General features: G+C 46.2%; 16 protein-coding genes. 6 read left to right on the forward strand and 10 right to left on the reverse strand.

The window, feature by feature from the left end; genetic code table 11:
- Window positions 1-126 precede the first annotated feature (126 nt).
- Window positions 127-1,905: a leucine-rich repeat domain-containing protein gene (locus QUA07_RS15165; RefSeq protein ID WP_333326431.1), complete on the forward strand. Its 1,779-nt coding sequence runs from the start codon at window positions 127-129 to the stop codon at window positions 1,903-1,905.
- 18 nt (window positions 1,906-1,923) lie between these two features.
- Entirely contained in the window at window positions 1,924-2,148 is a 225-nt protein-coding gene (locus QUA07_RS15170; RefSeq protein WP_333326433.1) for a hypothetical protein, read from the forward strand.
- 8 nt (window positions 2,149-2,156) lie between these two features.
- On the opposite strand, the gene QUA07_RS30040 is transcribed toward QUA07_RS15170, so the two are convergent.
- From QUA07_RS30040 to QUA07_RS15175, 3 genes are read right to left on the reverse strand one after another with little or no spacing between them, the layout of a single operon-like run.
- Window positions 2,157-2,480: a DUF6887 family protein gene (locus QUA07_RS30040; protein WP_445305890.1), complete on the reverse strand. Its 324-nt coding sequence runs from the start codon at window positions 2,478-2,480 to the stop codon at window positions 2,157-2,159.
- A complete protein-coding gene (locus tag QUA07_RS30045; RefSeq protein ID WP_445305891.1) occupies window positions 2,480-2,569 on the reverse strand; it encodes a DUF6888 family protein in 90 nt (29 codons plus the stop codon). The genes QUA07_RS30040 and QUA07_RS30045 overlap by 1 nt, the downstream gene beginning before the upstream one ends.
- A 10-nt stretch (window positions 2,570-2,579) precedes the next feature.
- On the reverse strand, window positions 2,580-2,744 hold the full coding sequence (locus tag QUA07_RS15175) for a hypothetical protein (protein ID WP_333326435.1): 165 nt from the start codon (window positions 2,742-2,744) through the stop codon (window positions 2,580-2,582).
- A gap of 63 nt (window positions 2,745-2,807) precedes the next feature.
- Between QUA07_RS15175 and QUA07_RS15180 the strand changes: the two genes are divergently transcribed.
- Window positions 2,808-3,161 (forward strand): hypothetical protein, encoded by a 354-nt coding sequence (locus tag QUA07_RS15180; protein WP_445305892.1) that lies wholly within the window; start codon window positions 2,808-2,810, stop codon window positions 3,159-3,161.
- Window positions 3,148-4,284, forward strand: coding sequence for a DUF6745 domain-containing protein (locus QUA07_RS15185; RefSeq protein WP_333326437.1), 1,137 nt, complete (start codon window positions 3,148-3,150; stop codon window positions 4,282-4,284). The genes QUA07_RS15180 and QUA07_RS15185 overlap by 14 nt, the downstream gene beginning before the upstream one ends.
- A gap of 592 nt (window positions 4,285-4,876) precedes the next feature.
- Here QUA07_RS15185 and QUA07_RS15190 read toward each other — a convergent pair.
- Entirely contained in the window at window positions 4,877-5,722 is an 846-nt protein-coding gene (locus QUA07_RS15190; protein WP_333082180.1) for a nitrate ABC transporter ATP-binding protein, read from the reverse strand.
- Between QUA07_RS15190 and QUA07_RS15195 the strand changes: the two genes are divergently transcribed.
- Window positions 5,721-5,846 (forward strand): hypothetical protein, encoded by a 126-nt coding sequence (locus tag QUA07_RS15195; RefSeq protein ID WP_333326439.1) that lies wholly within the window; start codon window positions 5,721-5,723, stop codon window positions 5,844-5,846. The genes QUA07_RS15190 and QUA07_RS15195 overlap by 2 nt on opposite strands.
- 62 nt (window positions 5,847-5,908) lie before the next feature.
- On the opposite strand, the gene QUA07_RS15200 is transcribed toward QUA07_RS15195, so the two are convergent.
- The 6 genes from QUA07_RS15200 to QUA07_RS15225 form a co-directional block, all read right to left on the reverse strand.
- Window positions 5,909-7,909 carry a nitrate ABC transporter ATP-binding protein gene (locus QUA07_RS15200; RefSeq protein WP_333326441.1) on the reverse strand — a complete coding sequence of 667 codons (2,001 nt, stop codon included), beginning with the start codon at window positions 7,907-7,909 and terminating at the stop codon, window positions 5,909-5,911.
- 281 nt (window positions 7,910-8,190) lie between these two features.
- Window positions 8,191-9,033, reverse strand: coding sequence for a nitrate ABC transporter permease (gene ntrB, locus QUA07_RS15205; RefSeq protein ID WP_333082183.1), 843 nt, complete (start codon window positions 9,031-9,033; stop codon window positions 8,191-8,193).
- A gap of 79 nt (window positions 9,034-9,112) precedes the next feature.
- Window positions 9,113-10,498: a CmpA/NrtA family ABC transporter substrate-binding protein gene (locus tag QUA07_RS15210; protein WP_333326443.1), complete on the reverse strand. Its 1,386-nt coding sequence runs from the start codon at window positions 10,496-10,498 to the stop codon at window positions 9,113-9,115.
- Between the two features lie 865 nt (window positions 10,499-11,363).
- Window positions 11,364-14,129, reverse strand: coding sequence for an HAD-IC family P-type ATPase (locus QUA07_RS15215; protein WP_333326445.1), 2,766 nt, complete (start codon window positions 14,127-14,129; stop codon window positions 11,364-11,366).
- Between the two features lie 824 nt (window positions 14,130-14,953).
- Window positions 14,954-16,411, reverse strand: coding sequence for a CHASE3 domain-containing protein (locus tag QUA07_RS15220; protein ID WP_333326446.1), 1,458 nt, complete (start codon window positions 16,409-16,411; stop codon window positions 14,954-14,956).
- Between the two features lie 427 nt (window positions 16,412-16,838).
- Window positions 16,839-18,293: a methyl-accepting chemotaxis protein gene (locus QUA07_RS15225; protein WP_333326448.1), complete on the reverse strand. Its 1,455-nt coding sequence runs from the start codon at window positions 18,291-18,293 to the stop codon at window positions 16,839-16,841.
- Window positions 18,294-18,729: 436 nt separating this feature from the next.
- On the opposite strand from QUA07_RS15225, the gene QUA07_RS15230 reads away from it, so the two are divergent.
- Entirely contained in the window at window positions 18,730-18,912 is a 183-nt protein-coding gene (locus QUA07_RS15230; RefSeq protein WP_333326450.1) for a hypothetical protein, read from the forward strand.
- Window positions 18,913-18,936: the final 24 nt, after the last annotated feature.

Below are 18,936 nucleotides of genomic sequence, written 5' to 3' on the forward strand. Positions count from 1 at the left end.
GATCGCGATCGGGTGGTTAATAAGTGCGTGCGATCGCTGGCATAATCCCCGAAACGCCAGAGATATGTTATTTAAGGTAGATACCGACATCAGATTTTAGCAACTTTTCTAGGAGGTTATTGCCCTATGTCCTCTGAAAAACCAAACCCTACGACCACTTCTGACTGGCGCTTGCACTTTGGCAGCCTTTCACAAGAAGCGAAGCATACAGTTAAGGTGCTGTTGTTAACAGCACGAAAGTCTGGCTTTTATAAATTAGAAGAAATACTGTCAAATTTGACCGATCTGAATCTGGAAAACAATCAGATATCAGACCTAACACCCTTGCAATCTCTGACCAATTTGACTAATCTGAATCTGGGCAACAATCAAATATCAGACCTAACACCCCTGCAATCTCTGACCAATTTGATAGAGCTGAATCTGGACAACAATCAAATATCAGACCTGACACCCCTGCACTCTCTAACCAGTTTGAAATATCTGAACTTGTTCCACAATCAAATAGTAAATCTAACACCCCTGAAATCTCTGACCTGTTTGACTAATCTGAATCTGTCCCACAATCAAATATCAGACCTAACACCCCTGAAATCTCTGACTTGTTTGATTAATCTGAATCTGGACAACAATCAAATATCAGACCTAACGCCACTGAAATCTCTGACGATTTTGACATATCTGAATCTGGACAACAATCAAATATCAAACTTAACACCGCTGAAGTCTCTGGTCACAAATTTGACTAATCTGAATCTGTCCCACAATCAAATATCAGACCTCAAACCCCTGCAATCTGTGACCAATTTGAATAATCTGAATCTGGTAAACAATCAAATATCAGACCTCAAACCCCTGCAATCTCTAACCAGTTTGAAATATCTGAATCTGGACAACAATCAAATATCAGACCTCACACTCCTACAATCTCTGACCAATTTGATAGAGCTGAATCTGGACAACAATCAAATATCAGACCTCACCCCCCTGCACTCTCTGAGCGATTTGAAAAAGCTGTCTCTGCCTAACAATCTTTTATCAGACCTAACACCCCTCCAATATCTGTGGAAAGCTATCGCCAATTCCACAGAGCGAGTTGATCGCACTCGTGCCGCAGCCGCGATCGAATTTGCCTACACAGCTCTCGGCAAGAATTGCCCAAAAATTATTTTTTGTTCGAGTCCCCACTCTGCCATAATACAGTTAAACAAATTGAAATCTCCCACTAATAAAAATGATTTTTTTCGGCGTATTTACAAACAGCTAGAACCAGCCTGTCTGCCGTTTAGGTATATATTTTTTTTGTGCGTGTATTATTTCGCACTAACAAGTGAGCGACCACAGCCAAAAACCGCTTTTTTCCAGCTTATTTACGAACAGCTAGAATCGGCATATAGGCCTTTTGACTTAATAAGATATAGTAGTTCGTATTTGCCACAATTAATAGCATGGGAGCGACAGCTCACACAAGAATTGCAACGTGATTTTTGGGACTATTGTAGAGACAACTCAACGTCGATCGTTAATCGGGCATCCCTGTGGGATAAAATCTGTGTGGCTGACTTTTGTGTCTCTGTACTTAGAATTGTTCTCAACCCAGATGCACAAAAAGCTTTTGAATGCTTGAAGCAGCTTTTAGTGGAATGTGGCTGGATTTTTGCGTTTGACAAGGTTTGCTATGTGTGCGATCGCCCTTTAAAACTCTCCCTCGACAGCGAACATCGGCCACACGCAGAAGGAGAAAGCGCGATCGAATTTAGCGACGGCTACAAACTCTACTCCTACCACGGCGTCACCTTGCCCGAAAAATACGGACAAATCCACCCCAATCAGTGGGAATCTACCTGGATTTTAGAAGAAGAAAATGCCGAATTAAGGCGAGTGTTAATTCAGGGAATTGGTTAAGCCAGAATTTGCCAAGAATTGCAAGCCACAGAATTAGATTGCTGGCAAGAATACACCCTGCTAAGAATTGATGCTGATATTGATGGCATCGAGCCTGCTAATTTCGATCCTGATGATGATGTTCCTGAAAAAGAGGCAATCTACTTGTTAAAAATGACTTGCCCGAGTACCGGATTCATTCATGCTTTGCTGGTTCCACCTGAGATGCAATCTGCAAGGGGAGCGATTCGCTGGGTGAATTAGGATGTCGATTATGAGGATTTTTGGGTGCCCACTTGAAATTTAGGGCAAGTTAGAAACCTAGTTGATAAGAGTCGGTAGTTGAAACCTATCCTACACAAACTTTCGTCCAAGTGCGCGGACTGAAGACTAACCTTTATATTCTTGCATTTGCTGGCGAATGGCTGCCTCAATCTTAGTATCGAAATCCGAATCTCCATTTTTTTGATGATTGAAGTATACCGCTTTTGCCGCCTGTCTAAGTAGGCTTGTAGTGCAGCTTTATTCCCGCAATTCTCAAGAAAATAACGCTTCAATTCTCCATCTGACATTGCAGTATAATCTACTTTGGTCATTAAACTACCTCCCCATTTGGAGCAATTTCAATCTCAATTTCCTCGTCATATCCAGCCAATACGAACAACTTTTTGCTTCTCTCGTCCACACAGACGAGGTTAATAGGTTGCAATGCCAAATATGTCAAGTAATAACTGATTCGATAAATTAACCACAATATTTGTAGTGGCGGGTTTCACCAACAATCTTTCATTCACATCGACAATATCTATAAACCCGCCCTCACCCAGGCGACTTTCACGATCCAAGATAACGCCTGTCACTGCAGCAAAGAGTTATGGAATGTGGTTTGTGGATCTTGACTCCCGTGTATTACCAATGTAGTATTGAGTTACGGTAGAAAAGCTCGATCGATCGACACCAGTAAACAAAATTTAGAAAAACCTATGAAACCCATCCGACAAGGCGACGTAATTCTCACTCCCGTACCGAAAATCGAAGGAGAAAAAAAACCTCACCTCACTCTCGCCGAAGGTGAAGTCACCGGACATTCTCACCAGATTATTGAGGGACAAGCTGAACTTTACGAAAAAGACGGCACTCTGTACTTGCGGGTGCTTTCACCGACAGCTTTATTGAGTCACGAAGAACACCATGCGATCGCAATTCCCGAAGGTAATTGGATGGTGCGAATTCAGCGGGAATATGAGCCCCAAGGTTGGAGGTATGTCACAGACTAAGGTTAAAAAACTGACGCCAGAACAAGCAGCTTTGATTCCAGTTTATCGGGAAAAGTGGAGAGCGATATCGCTTTCCACTGGCCCGATAAATCGATCGCAAGCTGCGGAAACAGTTAAATCGGCTTACAGTGCGATCGGCCTCAAAGCACCGGAAATCATTTTTGTCGATCGCCCCTACGAAGCTGCGGATCTAATCGTCAGTCGATTTGACAATCCCAGGAGCCAACTGCGGAGCCAATTCGAGACAAAACTTCGCAGCCCGCTAGAAAAACAACTGCGGGGTTATTTGGGAAGCCAACTAGAAACCGAACTGCAAAACCAACTGCCAACTCAACTGGAACAACGACTTTATACTCAACTGAAAACGCAATTGTGGGAGCCGGAGCGAAATTATTTAGCTGGCGAAATATCAAGCCAATTGCCACCGCAACAGGTGATCGATGAGCGGAGTGGAGAAATCCGGCCAACATTAGGAAAACACCTCAGTAATTGCATTCAACCAGAGTTGTGGGCTGCTTATGGGAGTTTGTTGGATTTCTGCATTTCCGTTCTAAATTTACCTCATTCCTACGCCAAAAATTGGATTGTTTTTCAATCGATTGTCCGGGATTGCGGCTGGATTTATCCCTATGACAAAGTTTGCATTGTCTGCTCCAAGCCGATCGCACTTTTTGCAGACAGCAACCACCGCTTGCACGCCGAAGGAACACCAGCGGTACAATTTGCCGACGGTGTTTCGATTTACGCCTATCACGGGGTGATTTTGCCCGAATGGTACGGTAGGCTGCACCCCCACCAGTGGCAGTCTAAGTGGGTGTTGAAGGAACAGAATGCGGAAGTTCGGCGCGCGTTAATTCAGGGAATTACTTACGATCGCATTTGTCAAGACTTAGAGGTGACAGAATTAGATAGTTGGCAGGAATACACTTTATTAAGCATCGAGTTTGAGGATGATTTTGATCAGGTGGGTAATCCAAAGCCAGTTTATTTGTTAAAAATGACTTGTCCGAGTACGGGATTTATTCATGCGTTGCGAGTGCCGCCTGATATAGAATCAGCTAAAGAAGCAATTCGCTGGGTAAATTGGGATATTGACCCAGAGGAGTTTTCCGTACAAACCTGAGTAATACAAATTTAAAAAAGTCTTGCTACAATCATCACTCTTATACCCATTGTTAAAAGTCACAGAACCCCGCGCCGGACTTAGGCTCAGCCGTTTCCCTAGCCGAGCATCTGTAGTTCACTCAACTGAAAACCTTTATATTGACAACAGCCTTAACCCATGAAACACCGATAAACGTTCCCGCAGTGTGCCAGTTCCCAGGGTGGAATGCACCAACCACCGATCGCCCAAAAACTTTTAATAACATGAAGAAGAAGCCCACCCTCGAATCGAAGGTGGGCTCAGTTCATGCCAGCTTACCGACAGCTAGGCAATCGGGTCTCTTCGCTGGTAGACGTAAAATATCGGAAAAAGATCCGAACGTCCGAAAAAACTTCTCGTCCACCATTAAGCTTCAGTTTACCCAACCGGATCGGGAAAATTGCGCCCGCAGCGATGTGCCCCGGACATCGGGGAACACTGGGGCTTAAACTTTTCAATAGACTTCTGCAAAAAAAGCTCCTCTTGGGCCGGCAGGATGCCTAATCCCTACTCCGCACAAGAATTAAACTTGTTCGAGAATTCTCCTCTTTAACTTGGATTTCCCAACTGATTAGGCATCGTGATCGTGTGCAAAACGACGGAACAGGAAATCTAGGGCGTAGTTCCGCAAATTGTAGTATTCCGGATCTTCCATCATTTGAACCCGATCGCGCGGACGCGGAAAAGGAATCTCCAAAACTTCGCCAATTGTCGCCGACGGGCCGTTAGTCATCATCACCAGTCGATCTGCCAAAAACAGCGCTTCATCAATATCGTGAGTAATCATCAACACCGTACAGCGGTGATCGTTCCAGATTTTCAGCAACTCTTCTTGCAATTCCTCCTTAGTAATTGCGTCCAGAGCACCAAAAGGTTCGTCTAAAATCAGCACTTTTGGGCGAATTGCCAAAGCGCGGGCAATCGAAACCCGCTGCTTCATCCCCCCCGAAATTTGTGGCGGTCTTTTCTCAGCAGCTTCTGTCAATCCCACCATCGCCAAATGCTCTTTGACGATCGCATTTTTTTCCACCTTCGACTTCTCAGGAAATACAGCATTAACCGCCAGATAAACATTTTCAAACACCGTGCGCCAAGGTAGTAAAGCATAACCCTGAAACACCACCATGCGATCGGGGCCCGGCTTCGTAATCCGCTCTCCGTTAATCGACACGGTGCCCTGGCTCGGATGGCTAAAACCCGACACCATATTTAACAGTGTTGATTTGCCACAGCCCGAGTGTCCAATCAGAGTAATAAACTCTCCCTCAGCTACATTCAGATTGACGTTTTCTAAAGCCCTGTAACCGTTTGGGTATACTTTATAAACATTGTCCATCACCAAAAAAGGTTGGCGGCGGCCTTTTCCCGGCTGGATTTGAGTTTTGGTGTTCGTCTGGTTTTTAGTGGTGTTGAGCATGAGTTTAGGAAATTGTGATTGGGTGATTTGCGAGGAAAGTTCGGCAACGGATTATGTAACGGATGTAACGGATGTAACGGATATAACGGAGGTCATGAAGAGGGAATTGCTCACTAGCAATTAGCACTTAAAAACTAACAACTAACAATTAGCAATTACCCTGTTTTTATCTAACTAAAAACCGCTCTAAGCAGCTCGGCGGCCGGAATCGAGTACAACTTCCGCCATGGTGAAATCGCGTTTAATCGCCAGATTGTTGAGATAGCCGATCGGATCGTCAGCATTAAACACCGAGCCGTCAAATAAGCTGAGAGAACCGCGAGTGTAAGTAATATCAGCCATCCCCAGCTCTCGCGCCGCCGTGCTGAACGCACCGACTCGCACCACCCGCTCCAGAATTTCCACCCAGTTGCGCGGGAACACAGTATCGCCCCAGCGCGCCATCTGCACCATGTGCCAGAGTTGTTCGGTGCGGCTTGGGCGATTCACCCCATCTCCAGAAAACAAGTGGTGGGCGTATTCCCGCATCGGAGTATCGAGGTTGCAAGCAACAGAGCTTGGGTCGCCTAGTTGGATGTAACTCTTATCAGTAGCGACGTACTCCCTTCCCGCGACAATTTCCGAAACCTCGGCGGCGTGATTTGGATCGGCGCAGTAGTGACAAGCTTCGAGCAAAGCTTTGACTAGAGCAATGTGAGTGTTGGGATAAGCATTTGCCCAGTCTTCCCGAACTCCGAGAATTTTGCCGGGGTGTCCGGGCCACAGTTCCAAATCTGTAGCCACTGTAAAGCCGACTCCTTCCATCGATGCCCGCAAGTTCCAAGGTTCGCCGACGCAGAAACCGTCAATAGTGCCGCCCTGCAAGTCAACGATCATTTGAGCTGGTGGGATATTTTTCAGCAACACATCGCGATCCGGGTCAATGCCACCGGAAGCCAGCCAGTAACGCAGCAACAGGTTGTGCATCGAAGAAGGGTGAACGATGCCCATACGGTGGGTTTGCGCGGGCGTTCTCTGGAGCATTTTTTTAAAGTCTGCCAGAGTATAGATCCCTTGGTCGTAAAAGCGCCTCGCGAGGGTAATTCCGTTACCATTGCGGCTCATGGTGAGGGCTGTAACCGTCGGAATCGGCTGCTCTTGGTGGCCCCCCAAGCTCAACCACATCGCCATCCCAGAGGGCATTTGGGCTGCGTCTAAGTAACCTGCGGCGATGCCGTCTACGATGCCGCGCCAGCTTGTTTCCCGCACGAGGTGGACTTCATCGAGCCCGTGCTTGGCAAAAAAGCCTTTTTCTTTGGCGACAGCGAGGGGAGCACAGGCTGCCAGCGGAATAAAGCCGAGTTCGAGGTTGACTTTTTCTAGGCCGTGGCGGGCGATCGCGGGTACTTTCCGCGCCCGCAGTTTTTTGACCCGCTTCTGCTGATTGAGGAAGTAAATCATTTCGCTACGTAGAGCGTAGTAGCTAGGGTGTGAGACGACTTCCATCCGTTTGCGGGGGCGGGGGATGTCTACTTCGAGAATCCCGCCAATCTTCGATTCTGGGCCGTTGGTGAGCATGACAATGCGATCGCTCAGCAACACGGCCTCATCCACATCGTGCGTTACCATCAGGGCGCTAATTTCGTACTCTTGGCAAATTTCCATCAACTTTTCTTGCAAGTTGCCACGAGTCAAAGCATCCAAAGCGCCGAAGGGTTCGTCTAAGAGTAACAGTTTGGGGCGCAGGGCCAGAGCACGGGCGATCGCCACCCGCTGTTTTTGTCCGCCTGATAGCAGTGCGGGTTGCTTCTCGGCGTGGGGCGTCAAGCCCACCATATCGATGTGTTTTTGAATGATTTCGAGGCGTTCGGCTTTGGGTAAGCCGCTCATTACCGAGTCTACGGCTAGGGTAATATTTTCTCTGACCGTCCGCCAAGGTAGCAGCGAATAGTTTTGGAATACTACCATGCGATCGGGGCCTGGCTGGGTGATTCTTTGCCCTTCAATTGTCACCAATCCTTCTGTCGGCATATCCAAACCTGCGACCATATTGAGCAGCGTAGATTTGCCGCAGCCGGAGTGTCCGATTAAGGAGATAAATTCGCCTTTTTTAATTTCTAGATCGATGCCTTTGAGGGCGATGTATGTCCCCCCATCTGAGAGATTAAAGACTTTTTCTAGTTGTTCTACTGCAATCAAAACAGACATGATTTTCTTGCCTTTTTTGTAAGTTTGTTATTTGACTGTTGAGTGTTGACTGTTGACTGTTCGCTGTTCGCTGTTCGCTGTTGATATATAACAGCTAATAGTTAATATATGACTGGATACAGCAACCTGTTTCTTAAATCAACCAAAAAACTTTTTTTAATCCATTAACAAGAGTTTAAAAAAAAGGTTTCTCAGCCAGGGAGTTCGTAATTGCTGTAACCGTGAACTGTCAACCGTCAACCGTCAACCGTCAACCGTGAACAGTCAACATATCTAATTAGCTACTTTCCTTGAGAAGGAGCAATCTTTTGCTGCAACCAAGCCATCATGCGATCGAGCAACAAACCAACAGCCCCAATGTAGAACACCGCTAACAGAATTTCGCTGATGTAGTTTTGCTGGTAAGCATTCCAAATAAAGAAGCCGATACCCGTAATCCCCGACATCACGATTTCCGCAGCAATAATCGCCAGCCAAGCCAAACCGATCGCAATTCTCAATCCTGTGAAGATATAAGGAAGTGCCGACGGAAACAAGATGTTGATGTAATACTCCTGACGAGAAAGTTGCAGCACTTTCGCCACGTTGTTGTAATCGTCGGGAATTTGGCGAACACCTTCAGCCGTGTTGATTAAAATCGGCCAAACTGAAGTGATAAAAATCACGAACAAAGCAGCAGGTTCGTTTTGTTGCAGTGCAGCCAGGGCAATGGGCACCCAAGCCAAAGGGGCCACCATCCGCAGAAACTGAAAAAGCGGATCTAAAGCGCGGTTTAGAAAAGGATTTGTACCTACCAAAACACCCGTACCAATTCCCACAACGGCCGCGAGAGTGTAGCCTTTTGCCACCCGTTCCAAACTCGCCAAAGTCTGCCAAAATAATCCAATTCCGTAGGTTTTGGAGTTCATGAAAGGATACAGCAACAAAATCCGCGTCCGTTCGTCAGTCCAAATGCTGATCGGCCCCGGCAGTTTGATCAGTCCCGTACTTGACAAGAATTGCCAAACCAACAGAAAGCCCAAAACTCCTAAAATTGGCGGCAAGATATTTGGGGAATTCTTCTTCCAAAACTCGCCAAAAGCTCCTTGTGCATTGCCGCCTCTCCGACTTGTACTTACAGCCATGCTGCTAATCTCCTATGTCTGGTGCTGTGTATTTTCGAGACTAAATTTTGAGACTAAATTATGGGAAGCTAAGACCCCATCACACTTTTTTAATTGCCAAACTCTTGAGATAAGCTTCTGGCTTTTCCGGGTTAAATTCTGTGCCGTCAAAGAACTTCTCAACGCCCCGAGACGTACTTTTTGGAATGTCAGCATCAGCAACTCCGGCTAATTTTGCTGCGGCTTTCCACAAATCTTCTCGGTTGACTTTATCGATGATTGTCTTAGAATCTGCCAAGGTGTTAGTTGGCAAGAAACCCCAGCGCACGCTTTCGGTTAAGAACCACAAATCGTGACTCTTGTAGGGATAAGAAACGTTGCCGAGGTCGTCTTTCCAGTACAGCGGACTCATCTTGAAATCGTCGATCGCTGGTTGGCCGTCACCCATGAGGTACTTGCCCTGGTAGGGAGGTGTCAAAACTGCCGGAGCTACGTCAAAGTAGTTTCTGCCAGAAGTAATGGCTACTAATTCTGGGCGATTTTCTGGTTTGTCGCACCACTGCTGCGCTTCGATCAGTCCTGCTAGCAGGGCTTCTGTGGCCTTGGGGTGTTTGTCTACCCAGTCGCCACGAATTGCTAGATACTCTTCGGGGTGATCTTTCCAGATTTGGCCAGTCAGGGCGGACATGAAGCCGATGTTCTCTGTGACGATCCGCAGGGGCCAGGGGTCGCCGGTACTGAAACCGTCCATGCTGCCGGTTTTCATGTTGGCTACGGTTTGCGCTGACGGTACTGTTAGCAACTCGGCTTCTGTGTCGGGATCGATGCCGTTAGCTGCTAGCCAGTAGCGAATCCAAAAGTCTTGGTTGGCTTTGGGGAAGGTATAGGCTGCTTTGAAGGGCGTGCCTGCTTTTTTGAGGCCTTTCATGTAGTCTTGGGCAGCTTGGTCTAGTTTGAGCCCGATGCCTTTGCCTTGGTGTTTGCTCGCGATCGCAATTCCATTTCCCTGAGTGTTCAACTGGGCTAGAACATACATGGGGATTTGGACGCTGTTTTTGGTAATCAACCCTTTACTAATTTGATAAGGCATGGGCATTTGCCACTGGCCACCGTCAATGCCGCCGCCTGCAGATCCAATTTCTAGGTTATCTCTGGCAGACCCCCAGTTGGCTTGCTTAGCAACTGTTACCTCAGTCATGCCGTATTTGGCAAAAAAGCCTTTTTCTTGGGCAATGATTAAAGGTGCTGCTTCGACGATCGGGATGTATCCCAATGTGATTTTAGTGCTTTCAATTCCTTCGACTCTTTTCTCGTTGGCAACAGCCATTACTGAGGTAGCTGCGGGTATCGCGCCGTCAGCACCGGCAGTGGCACCGGGTTCTGGAGGATTTCCCAAACAGCCTTTGAGCAGTATTGAACTGACGGCAGATGCACCTGCTGTAACGATAAATTTACGCCGAGAAAATTGCTCTGAAAATTTTGTCATAGTCTAGCCTCGCTGCAATTCATAATCTTCTGTAACGACATCACTGAAGTTTATCAATGCGCTTTTTTTCTGTTCGTTAATGGAATTTAGCGAACTGTTTTGAGCGCTGGTTCGCAGGAGGGAGCAAAAGATTTATCGCTAGCATAAGTCTTTAAACTATCCCTGCTGATTTTACACTTTTGATTAACTCAATATCTCGACGATCGGCCGAGCGGTGCGATCTCCCAAAAAGCGAGCAGCACATTTTCTTGGCTTGATAATTAACTCTACCGTACTATTGCAGAAATTCTAAAACAATTATTAAATTTGATTGATAAGTAAATCTTTTAGGATCACGCTATCGATAACGAACCCTTGGAAAGGGCGATCGGGTTTGCTTATCAAAACTGGTTCATACCAAGACTTGCTGAGTAAAGGTTGTAGCGAATGGCGATCGGGGGTCATTCAAACCTATTGTCAATAAGCAGCAAATACCGCCACCAGTGTACATTTACTTTGTTAATATATGTTTACTTTTTTTACGTTAATTGTAGTAAATTATACAGAAATAATTCCTTTTATACGATTTTGCTGTTTTCAAAGGGTTGACTCGTTTTCATTGGTGTCCTAAAATTGGCGCTTAATCCTAAGTGATTTACCGGATACAGCAGATTCCATATTTATGAAGTACACCCGCCTCTAGTTAGCTCCTCGTAGGAAGACCGCAGTGCCGTGTCCCTACACTTCACAAACCTGGAATACGCTGTATGATATGGCGTGGGCTTTCAGGTTCGATTTCCGTAAAACAGAGAAACCGGGTTTCTTCAAGAAACCCGGTTTCTAAACACCCGAAATTACTAAGGGATCGCAGTACCTACAAGTTCGATTAGTTGGGCGGGTCAAAGCGGTTGACGGAGAGAGCAACACCGATCATGGGCAGAGCGACACCGAAGCAAATCAACCACTGATCCAGGTTCATCGGAGCCGTCTCAAATATGCGATTGACAAACGGAGAATTCGCAAAGATAATCTGCAAAATTATCGCCAGGACAATTCCCACACCGAGGGCAGGAGCGCCGCTAACTTCTTCCTTAGAACCGCTAAATTTAGCAATCAAAGAAGGCAACAACTGGCTGAGACTCAACAGGTAAAAAATTCTTCCCATTACCAAAGCTTGAATCGCCATTGTCCGGGCCAGTTCCAAGGTTCCCCAAGGAGCTTGGCGTACCCATTCAAACATCCCGAAAATCAGAGTCCAGTTGTAAAGAGAAATAGCGATGATCCGCTTGATCCGATTTCCGGTGAGGAAAGGTTCGTTTACTGGTCGGGGCTGCTGTTTCATGACTCCCGCTGACTTGGGCTCGAAAGCCAGGGGCACAGTCATGGTGATCGAGTTGAGCATATTCAGCCAGAGAATTTGTAGCGACAAAATCGGCAATTCTCGACCTAGGAGCGTGCTGAGCAAAATTGTCATTGACTCCCCGCCGTTGACTGGGAGAATGAAGCTAATTGCTTTGAGCAGATTTTTGTAAACAGATCGCCCTTCTTCGACAGCAGATTCGATCGACGCAAAGTTATCATCGGTAAGAATCATGTCGGCGGCTTCCTTAGAAACCTCAGTACCGCTGCCCATCGCAATACCGATATCCGCTTGTTTCAGCGCCGGCGCGTCGTTAACGCCGTCTCCCGTCATCGCCACGATTTCGCCTTGAAGTTGCAAAGCTTCTACGAGGCGGAGTTTTTGTTCTGGGGCGACGCGGGCAAAAACTGAGCCTGCTTCTACAGCTTCGCCGAGTTCCTGCTTGCTCATTGCGGCGAGTTGAGCACCGGTGTAGGCTACAAGTTCTCTGTGGTGTTTAGTTTTGCGGAATCCCATGCGGCGGGCGATCGCCTTGGCTGTAGCGATGTGGTCGCCGGTAATCATTTTGACTTGGATGCCGGCGGTTTGACAAGCTTGGACGGCTGCGATCGCTTCTGCCCGCGGCGGGTCAATCATGCCTTGCAGCCCCAAGAAAACCAGGCCTGACTCCAAATCCGAGTGATCGACGGAATTTTGGCTTTCGGGTACTGGCTTTTTCGCTAAAGCCAAGACGCGCAAGCCTTGCTTTGCCATTTCATCGACAGAAAGGTGAATTTGTTCGCGATCGACTTCTACCGGATTTCCTTGAGTATCGAGACTGGAACCGCAGCGGCCGAGAATTGATTCTACGGAACCTTTGACGTACAAAATTTTGCCAGTGGGAGTTCGGTGCAGCGTCGCCATGTATTGAAACTGAGATTCAAAGGGAATTGAATCCAGCCGCTGCATTGACTTGGACAAAATTTGCTGGCTCAAATCAGCTTTTTTGCCCGCAGCAATTAACGCTCCTTCTGTCGGATCTCCGACGACTATCCAATTATCGTCTTTAAATTCCAGGTGAGAGTCGTTGCAAAGGAGTCCAGCTTGTAAACATTCTTGCAAAGTTGGAGCTTGGCTGACAGTAATTGGCAGTTGGTTGAGTTGAATTTCACCTTCGGGGCTGTATCCCGTACCCGTAACCGAGTAGGATTCGCCGCCAGAATAGATTTCTTGCACCGTCATTTGGTTTTCCGTCAAAGTTCCGGTTTTGTCGGAACAGATGACTGTAGCGCCGCCGAGGGTTTCCACTGCGGGCAATTTGCGGACGATCGCGTGGCGATTTGCCATCCGGGAAACGCCTACGGCTAGGGTGACGGTAATGACGGCGGGTAAGCCTTCGGGAATTGCACCGACAATCAGGGCGACTGCGGGTTCGACTGCTTCTTTAAAGGCTGAAACTCCCGCAGGGACTGGCCGCCCCAATCTGACTGCGAAGGTCAAGGTTGCCATCCCCAACACGAATAACAGCCAGTTTTGACTGAATTGGTTGAATTTGCGGGTTAAGGGGGTGGTGAGGTCGATGTGCCGATCTAATAGCTGGGAGATTTTGCCGGTTTCGGTTTTATTGGCGATCGCAATTACGATGCCACTACCTTGGCCAAAAGTGACAAAACTGCCAGCATAAGCCATGTTATCCCGTTCTGCTAGTGGCGTTTGTTGTGGCAGAACCAAGTCTCCAGATTGTCCTAATTCTTTTTCGACAGCAACTGATTCCCCAGTGAGTCCCGATTCGTCGATTTGCAAGTCACGCACTTTCACTAAGCGCAAGTCTGCCGGTACTTTGTCGCCGGAAGTCAGGATTACTAAGTCGCCGACAACGAGTTCTTTGGAGGGAATTCTTAATTTTTTGCCGCCCCGAATTACTGTGGCTTCGGTGGTGACAGCTTGGGCTAGGGCTTCAATTTTTTTCTCGGCTCCAGCTTCTTGGATGAAACTAATAGTAGCGTTGGTGGTGGTTACGCCCCAAATTACGCTAGCGTTTAGCCATTCTCCGATCACTGCTTTGATTAAACCTGCACTCAGCAAGATGATCAGGAGGGGTTGGTTAAATTGCAGGATAAATTTTAACCAGGCTGGTTTCCCTGCTTTAACCGTTAGTTCGTTGGGCCCGAATTTCTGTTGGCGATGGTTGGCTTCTGTCGGTTCTAAACCGCTTTCCAGGTTGGTTTCTAAGATTGTTGCAACCTTGGATATTTCTAGGTAGTGCCAATATTGCTCTGCTACGTCTACATCGTTGGCGGATCTTGATGGCATTATTCTTCCTGAATATTGGAGGTGTGTGAGGAGCTTTGAGCGCTCCTTAATAGGCACGCTCAATACAAATCATCGCTCGTGGGAGCGTGAATATATTGAGCGGACTAATTATTTGTTGATTACTTTAACGGGCTGTGACTTACATCTATATTACAACGGATGTGGCCGTTTGTGGCAAGAGATGTGGGGAATTTTTTCCGGCGCTACATCTTGCTTGCGACTTCGTGGCTAAGGTGGGGAAAAGTCGATCAAATCCCTTGACATTTTGCAAATTTTAGGTGTGGTTGAAGAAAGAGGGAAGAAGGCAGGAGGCAAAAGAAAAATGCTGCCACTCCCCCACTCTCCTTCTCCTCCGCTGCCCCACGGACGATCGCAGAGCGTGTTACAACCTAGTTAAGCGACCATATTCTGAACTTATGGAAATACTTGTGACGCTGGTGCTGGGTTCGGTGCTGTTTGTCTGGGGAATGCGCTTCGGGCGGGTGTTTAGTTCGATCGTCCGTTACTGTTTAGGATTTGTTTAAGGGCAGAAATTCGATCGCCCTGGCTTTCGCGATGCGATCGCGTGCGATCGTTTTGACTTGGATGTAGGCGGTTTGACAAGCTGGGAGGGCTGCCAGATCAATTCATGACCGAAAGCATCCAGGATACAAGCCCCCAGATTCATCCGTCCAGAAATAAAAAACCTGTATCTGATGAAACTTGCCCCCCGAATTTATCCGTGGGGTCAATACTTGAATCTAAAATCTAAAATCTCAAATCTAAAATCGATTGACTCAATGCTATCAATTGCTCGTCTGCTATCCCAAAAAACTGAGCGCCATTTAGACAATTGAATTGAGATTTTGGGCTGCATCGTTCAATTGTTGAGTGCCTACTTTGGTTTGAGTAATACCACTAGCAGTTTCTTTTGCCGCTAGGTTGAGGCTGTTCATCGCCTCCACTACTTGTTGAATGGCCACTGCTTGTTGTTGAGCAGTTAGAGAAATTTGTTGATTGTTCAATACCACATTGTTAACAGCATTTGCTATTTCCGAGAAAGCTGCTGCCGTTTCTTGACTAATTTTGGTTCCTTCTTCTACTGTTTTAGTACCTTCCTTTGTCACCGTTACGGTAGAATTTATCGCATTCTTGATATCATCGACTAGGCGGTTAATTTTCGCGGCTGATTTCTTACTTTGGTCTGCGAGTTTGCGGATTTCTGTGGCTATGACAGTAAAACCTTTGGCGTTTTCGCCCGCCCGGACTGCTTCTACTGAGGCATTCAGTGCCAGCATATTTGTTTGATTGGCTAAATCTGTGACATCAGTAGAGATATCGCCAATCTGATGGGTTTGTTCGCTCAATTGCAGAATTTGTGCCGCTATCGCCCCGACATTTTCTTTCAATATTGTCATCGATTCCAGGGTTTGCTCCACTGCTAGGGTTCCCCTTTCAGTGATCTTTAAAGCTTGCCGTGCAGATTCAGCACCAGCGTGGGCTTGCTGGGCTGATTGTTGGGAAGCAGCGCCCAACTCATCCATTGTGGTTGTAGTTTGATTTACAGAGCTCGATTGCTGTGCGGCTGTGCGTTCCTGTTGCTCCACTGTGGCCGCAATTTCTGTGGAAGAACTGGCGATCGTATTTGCTACCTGATTGATTGGTCGGATAATTTTATCAAAAATAAATAATACAATAAATGAACCCAATACTACAGCAACAACCGTACCTCCTATAGAAACAATCGTCGCTAATTGCTCCGACTGTTTTGCAAATTTTGTTCGTTGAACCAGTAAAGCATCTTCTACCTTAAGCATTTCTGCCAGCTTATCCCTGATTTCATCCATAAATATCTTGCCTTTACCTGAAATCACCAATGCTCTTAGTTCGGGTTCTTTTCCAGCTCTTTTCAGAGATATAGTTGCCGCTAATTCATCTAGTTTTTGCTGAGCAAAATTTTCAACTTGCTCCAACCTTTTAACTTGCTCAGGGTTATCTTTTATTAGCTCTTTTGTATTATTTACTGTTTTATAAAAGGCGAGTCTCCCCTTTTGGTAAGGTTCTAAAAATTCCTCATTTCCAGCGAAGATAAACCCCCGCTGTCCTGTTTCAGCATCCAATAAATCTTTTTCTAGGGCTTGCAAATTTGTCTTAACTACATAAGTGTGCGTTTGCAACTCAATAGCTGCGGCTAAATTATCCATACTCAATTTAGTGGCCAATCCGATGCTAATCATTAACAAAAAAATTGAGCCGAAGCCCAACGGAACTACTTTCCTAAGCCGAATAATATTTGGGGACATTTCCCTTTTTACTCCTTGATTAGTTATTTACTTTGGCAAAACAGATAGTGTGAAAAATGATTCCTTGCGTAAGTCCTATTAACCTAAGTTGCTAGTTATGTCCTATACATTGATTCACCCTCTCCCCAACCCCTCTCGCACCTCCCCCAGCCGCTCCTACAAGAGGAGGGGGGGAAAAGGAAAAAATTTTATAGATGGGCGAGAAGCTTTAATCCTGCTCTTGCTCCCCTTCTCCCCCGGTGCGGATTTGCGGGCTGGGGGATGAGGGGGAATAACTAGCAACTTGCGTTATTAGTCTATTTCTTTACGCAGATATCCGTCGATGTTAGTAGGGTTTTTCATTAGCGACTCTAGGGGCGGGTTTAATGGGCAATATAATAAATATTATTACTTGACAGCCACAGAAAACCAGCCTCTACCCACTAACTTACACAATTGAATTGAGATTTTGGGCTGCATCGTTCAATTGTTGAGTGCCTACTTTGGTTTGAGTAATACCACTAGCGGTTTCTTTTGCCGATAGGTTGAGGCTGTTCATCGTATCCACTACTTGTTTAATAGCAACTGCTTGTTGTTGAGCAGTTAGAGAAATTTGTTGATTGTTCAATACCACATTGTTAACAGCATTTGCTACTTCTGAGAAAGCTGCTGCCGTTTCTTGACTGATGTTTGTTCCTTCTTCTACTGTTTTAGTACCTTCCTTTGTCACCGTTACGGTGGAATTTATCGCATTCTTGATATCATCGACTAGGCGGTTAATTTTCTCGGCTGATTTCTTACTTTTATCTGCTAGTTTGCGGATTTCTGTGGCTATGACAGTAAAACCTTTGGCGTTTTCACCCGCCCGGACTGCTTCTACTGAGGCATTCAGTGCCAGCATATTTGTTTGATTGGCTAAATCTGTGACATCAGTAGAGATATTGCCAATCTGATGGGTTTGTTCGCTCAATTGCAGAATTTGTGCCGCTATCGCCCCGACATTTTCTTTCAATATTGTCATCGATTTCAGGGTTTGCTCCACTGCTAGGGTTCCCCTTTCAGTGCTCTTTAAAGCTTGCCGTGCAGATTCCGCACCAGCTTGGGCTTGCTGGGCTGATTGTTGGGAAGCAGCGCCCAATTCATCCATTGTGATTGTAGTTTGATTTACAGAGCTCGATTGCTGTGTGGCTGTGCGTTCCTGCTGTTCCACTGTGGCCGCAATCTCTGTGGAAGAACTAACAATCATATTGACTGACTGATTCATGCTCTTTGCAATGCCTGAAGCAATCCACAAAGCGATCGCAATTGCCGTAAGTGCAGCTAAAGCAGTGCTTAAAATCACCACTGTAGTCAGGAACTGCAAAGCTTGAATTTGCTCTTTTTCTTGATCAATTAAAATCCCTTCCTCGGTGCTTTGAAACTCCTTAGCTATAGCATCAACCTGACGAAGCTTTGGTACAATTTGGCTCTTCCATAAGTTAAGTCCCTCGTCTTGCTTACCTTTATCAACCAAAGAAAAGGCTTGTCTATAGCCTTGGTCTATCTGATTTTTTAAGACCTTCATTTCATCTAGCCGCTGGCGCTGTTGCGGGTTTTGTGCCCGATTAAGTAAATCCTGATAGGATTTGTCAAAGCTGTTTTCCTCTTCATTGTATTCAGTTAAGAAAGCACTATCTTTGGCCAAAAAATACCCACGAGCAGCTTTTTGCATACCTGCAAATCCTAGCTGTTGAGCTTTTAATGCTAGAACAACCGCATGAGAATTATTTAGAACCTTGGCTTTTTCTTCGACTTCTTTAGCATTAAAGAAAACCAAACTAGCTGCTCCAACTGAAAGCAAAATCGGTAGGGAATATCCCCACAGAATACGCTCTCTTAATTTGGTGGCTTTGAAGTTAATCATCTTAATTTTTTCCTATCTTTAAAAAACAAACAAATTAAGCCACTTCAAAGCCAGGGGAACTGCATATCCGAGCCGCCTCCGGTTTCTCAGCTTTAAGTTGGCAAACATGGCAATATCTCCTGTTGGGTTAGGTAGCTAAATTATCTGATTCTCAACCATTGACTCAGACTCATCAAGAAAAACCTGAAAAAACTTAATATCGAGCCAGCTATGCAGGTCAAAGCCTTTAGGATTAAGGGTTGTTTTACCTGCTTCGATTTTGGATAAATCCTGTTTATTCGATTGTAGCGAGAAATTCAGGAACGAAACCCAAACATCGTCAAATTCTCTCCCCCCCTGTTCCTCTTTCCCACTGTTCCTCTCTCCCACTATTGATTTGGGATCAAGTCGATCGCATCAATGTTAAAACCTAGTTAAGCAACAAAATTTTAAGGTCATGGAAATAGTAGTGACGCTGGTGCTGGGTTCGGTGCTGTTTGTCTGCGGAATGCGGTTCGGGCGAGTGTTAGTTCGATCTGGAGTGACGGCTAATGATTTGTTTAAGGGCAGAAATTCGATCGCCCTGGCTTTGGCGATGCCATCGCGTGCGAACACTTTGACTGGGATGCCGGCTGTTTGACAAGCTGGGAGGGTGGCCCGATCA

Source organism: Microcoleus sp. T3_A4 (assembly GCF_036700465.1).
Classification (GTDB): Bacteria; Cyanobacteriota; Cyanobacteriia; order Cyanobacteriales; family Microcoleaceae; genus Microcoleus.

What these genes read in the sequence shown, in the direction of transcription:
- QUA07_RS15165 (WP_333326431.1), top strand. Translation starts at nt 127, where the DNA reads ATGTCCTCTGAAAAACCAAACCCTACGACCACTTCTGACTGGCGCTTG.
- QUA07_RS30040 (WP_445305890.1), bottom strand. Translation starts at nt 2,480, where the DNA reads ATGACCAAAGTAGATTATACTGCAATGTCAGATGGAGAATTGAAGCGT.
- QUA07_RS15185 (WP_333326437.1), top strand. Translation starts at nt 3,148, where the DNA reads ATGTCACAGACTAAGGTTAAAAAACTGACGCCAGAACAAGCAGCTTTG.
- QUA07_RS15195 (WP_333326439.1), top strand. Translation starts at nt 5,721, where the DNA reads ATGAGTTTAGGAAATTGTGATTGGGTGATTTGCGAGGAAAGTTCGGCA.
- QUA07_RS15190 (WP_333082180.1), bottom strand. Translation starts at nt 5,722, where the DNA reads ATGCTCAACACCACTAAAAACCAGACGAACACCAAAACTCAAATCCAG.
- QUA07_RS15200 (WP_333326441.1), bottom strand. Translation starts at nt 7,909, where the DNA reads ATGTCTGTTTTGATTGCAGTAGAACAACTAGAAAAAGTCTTTAATCTC.
- ntrB (WP_333082183.1), bottom strand. Translation starts at nt 9,033, where the DNA reads ATGGCTGTAAGTACAAGTCGGAGAGGCGGCAATGCACAAGGAGCTTTT.
- QUA07_RS15210 (WP_333326443.1), bottom strand. Translation starts at nt 10,498, where the DNA reads ATGACAAAATTTTCAGAGCAATTTTCTCGGCGTAAATTTATCGTTACA.
- QUA07_RS15215 (WP_333326445.1), bottom strand. Translation starts at nt 14,129, where the DNA reads ATGCCATCAAGATCCGCCAACGATGTAGACGTAGCAGAGCAATATTGG.
- QUA07_RS15220 (WP_333326446.1), bottom strand. Translation starts at nt 16,411, where the DNA reads ATGTCCCCAAATATTATTCGGCTTAGGAAAGTAGTTCCGTTGGGCTTC.
- QUA07_RS15225 (WP_333326448.1), bottom strand. Translation starts at nt 18,293, where the DNA reads ATGATTAACTTCAAAGCCACCAAATTAAGAGAGCGTATTCTGTGGGGA.
- QUA07_RS15230 (WP_333326450.1), top strand. Translation starts at nt 18,730, where the DNA reads ATGGAAATAGTAGTGACGCTGGTGCTGGGTTCGGTGCTGTTTGTCTGC.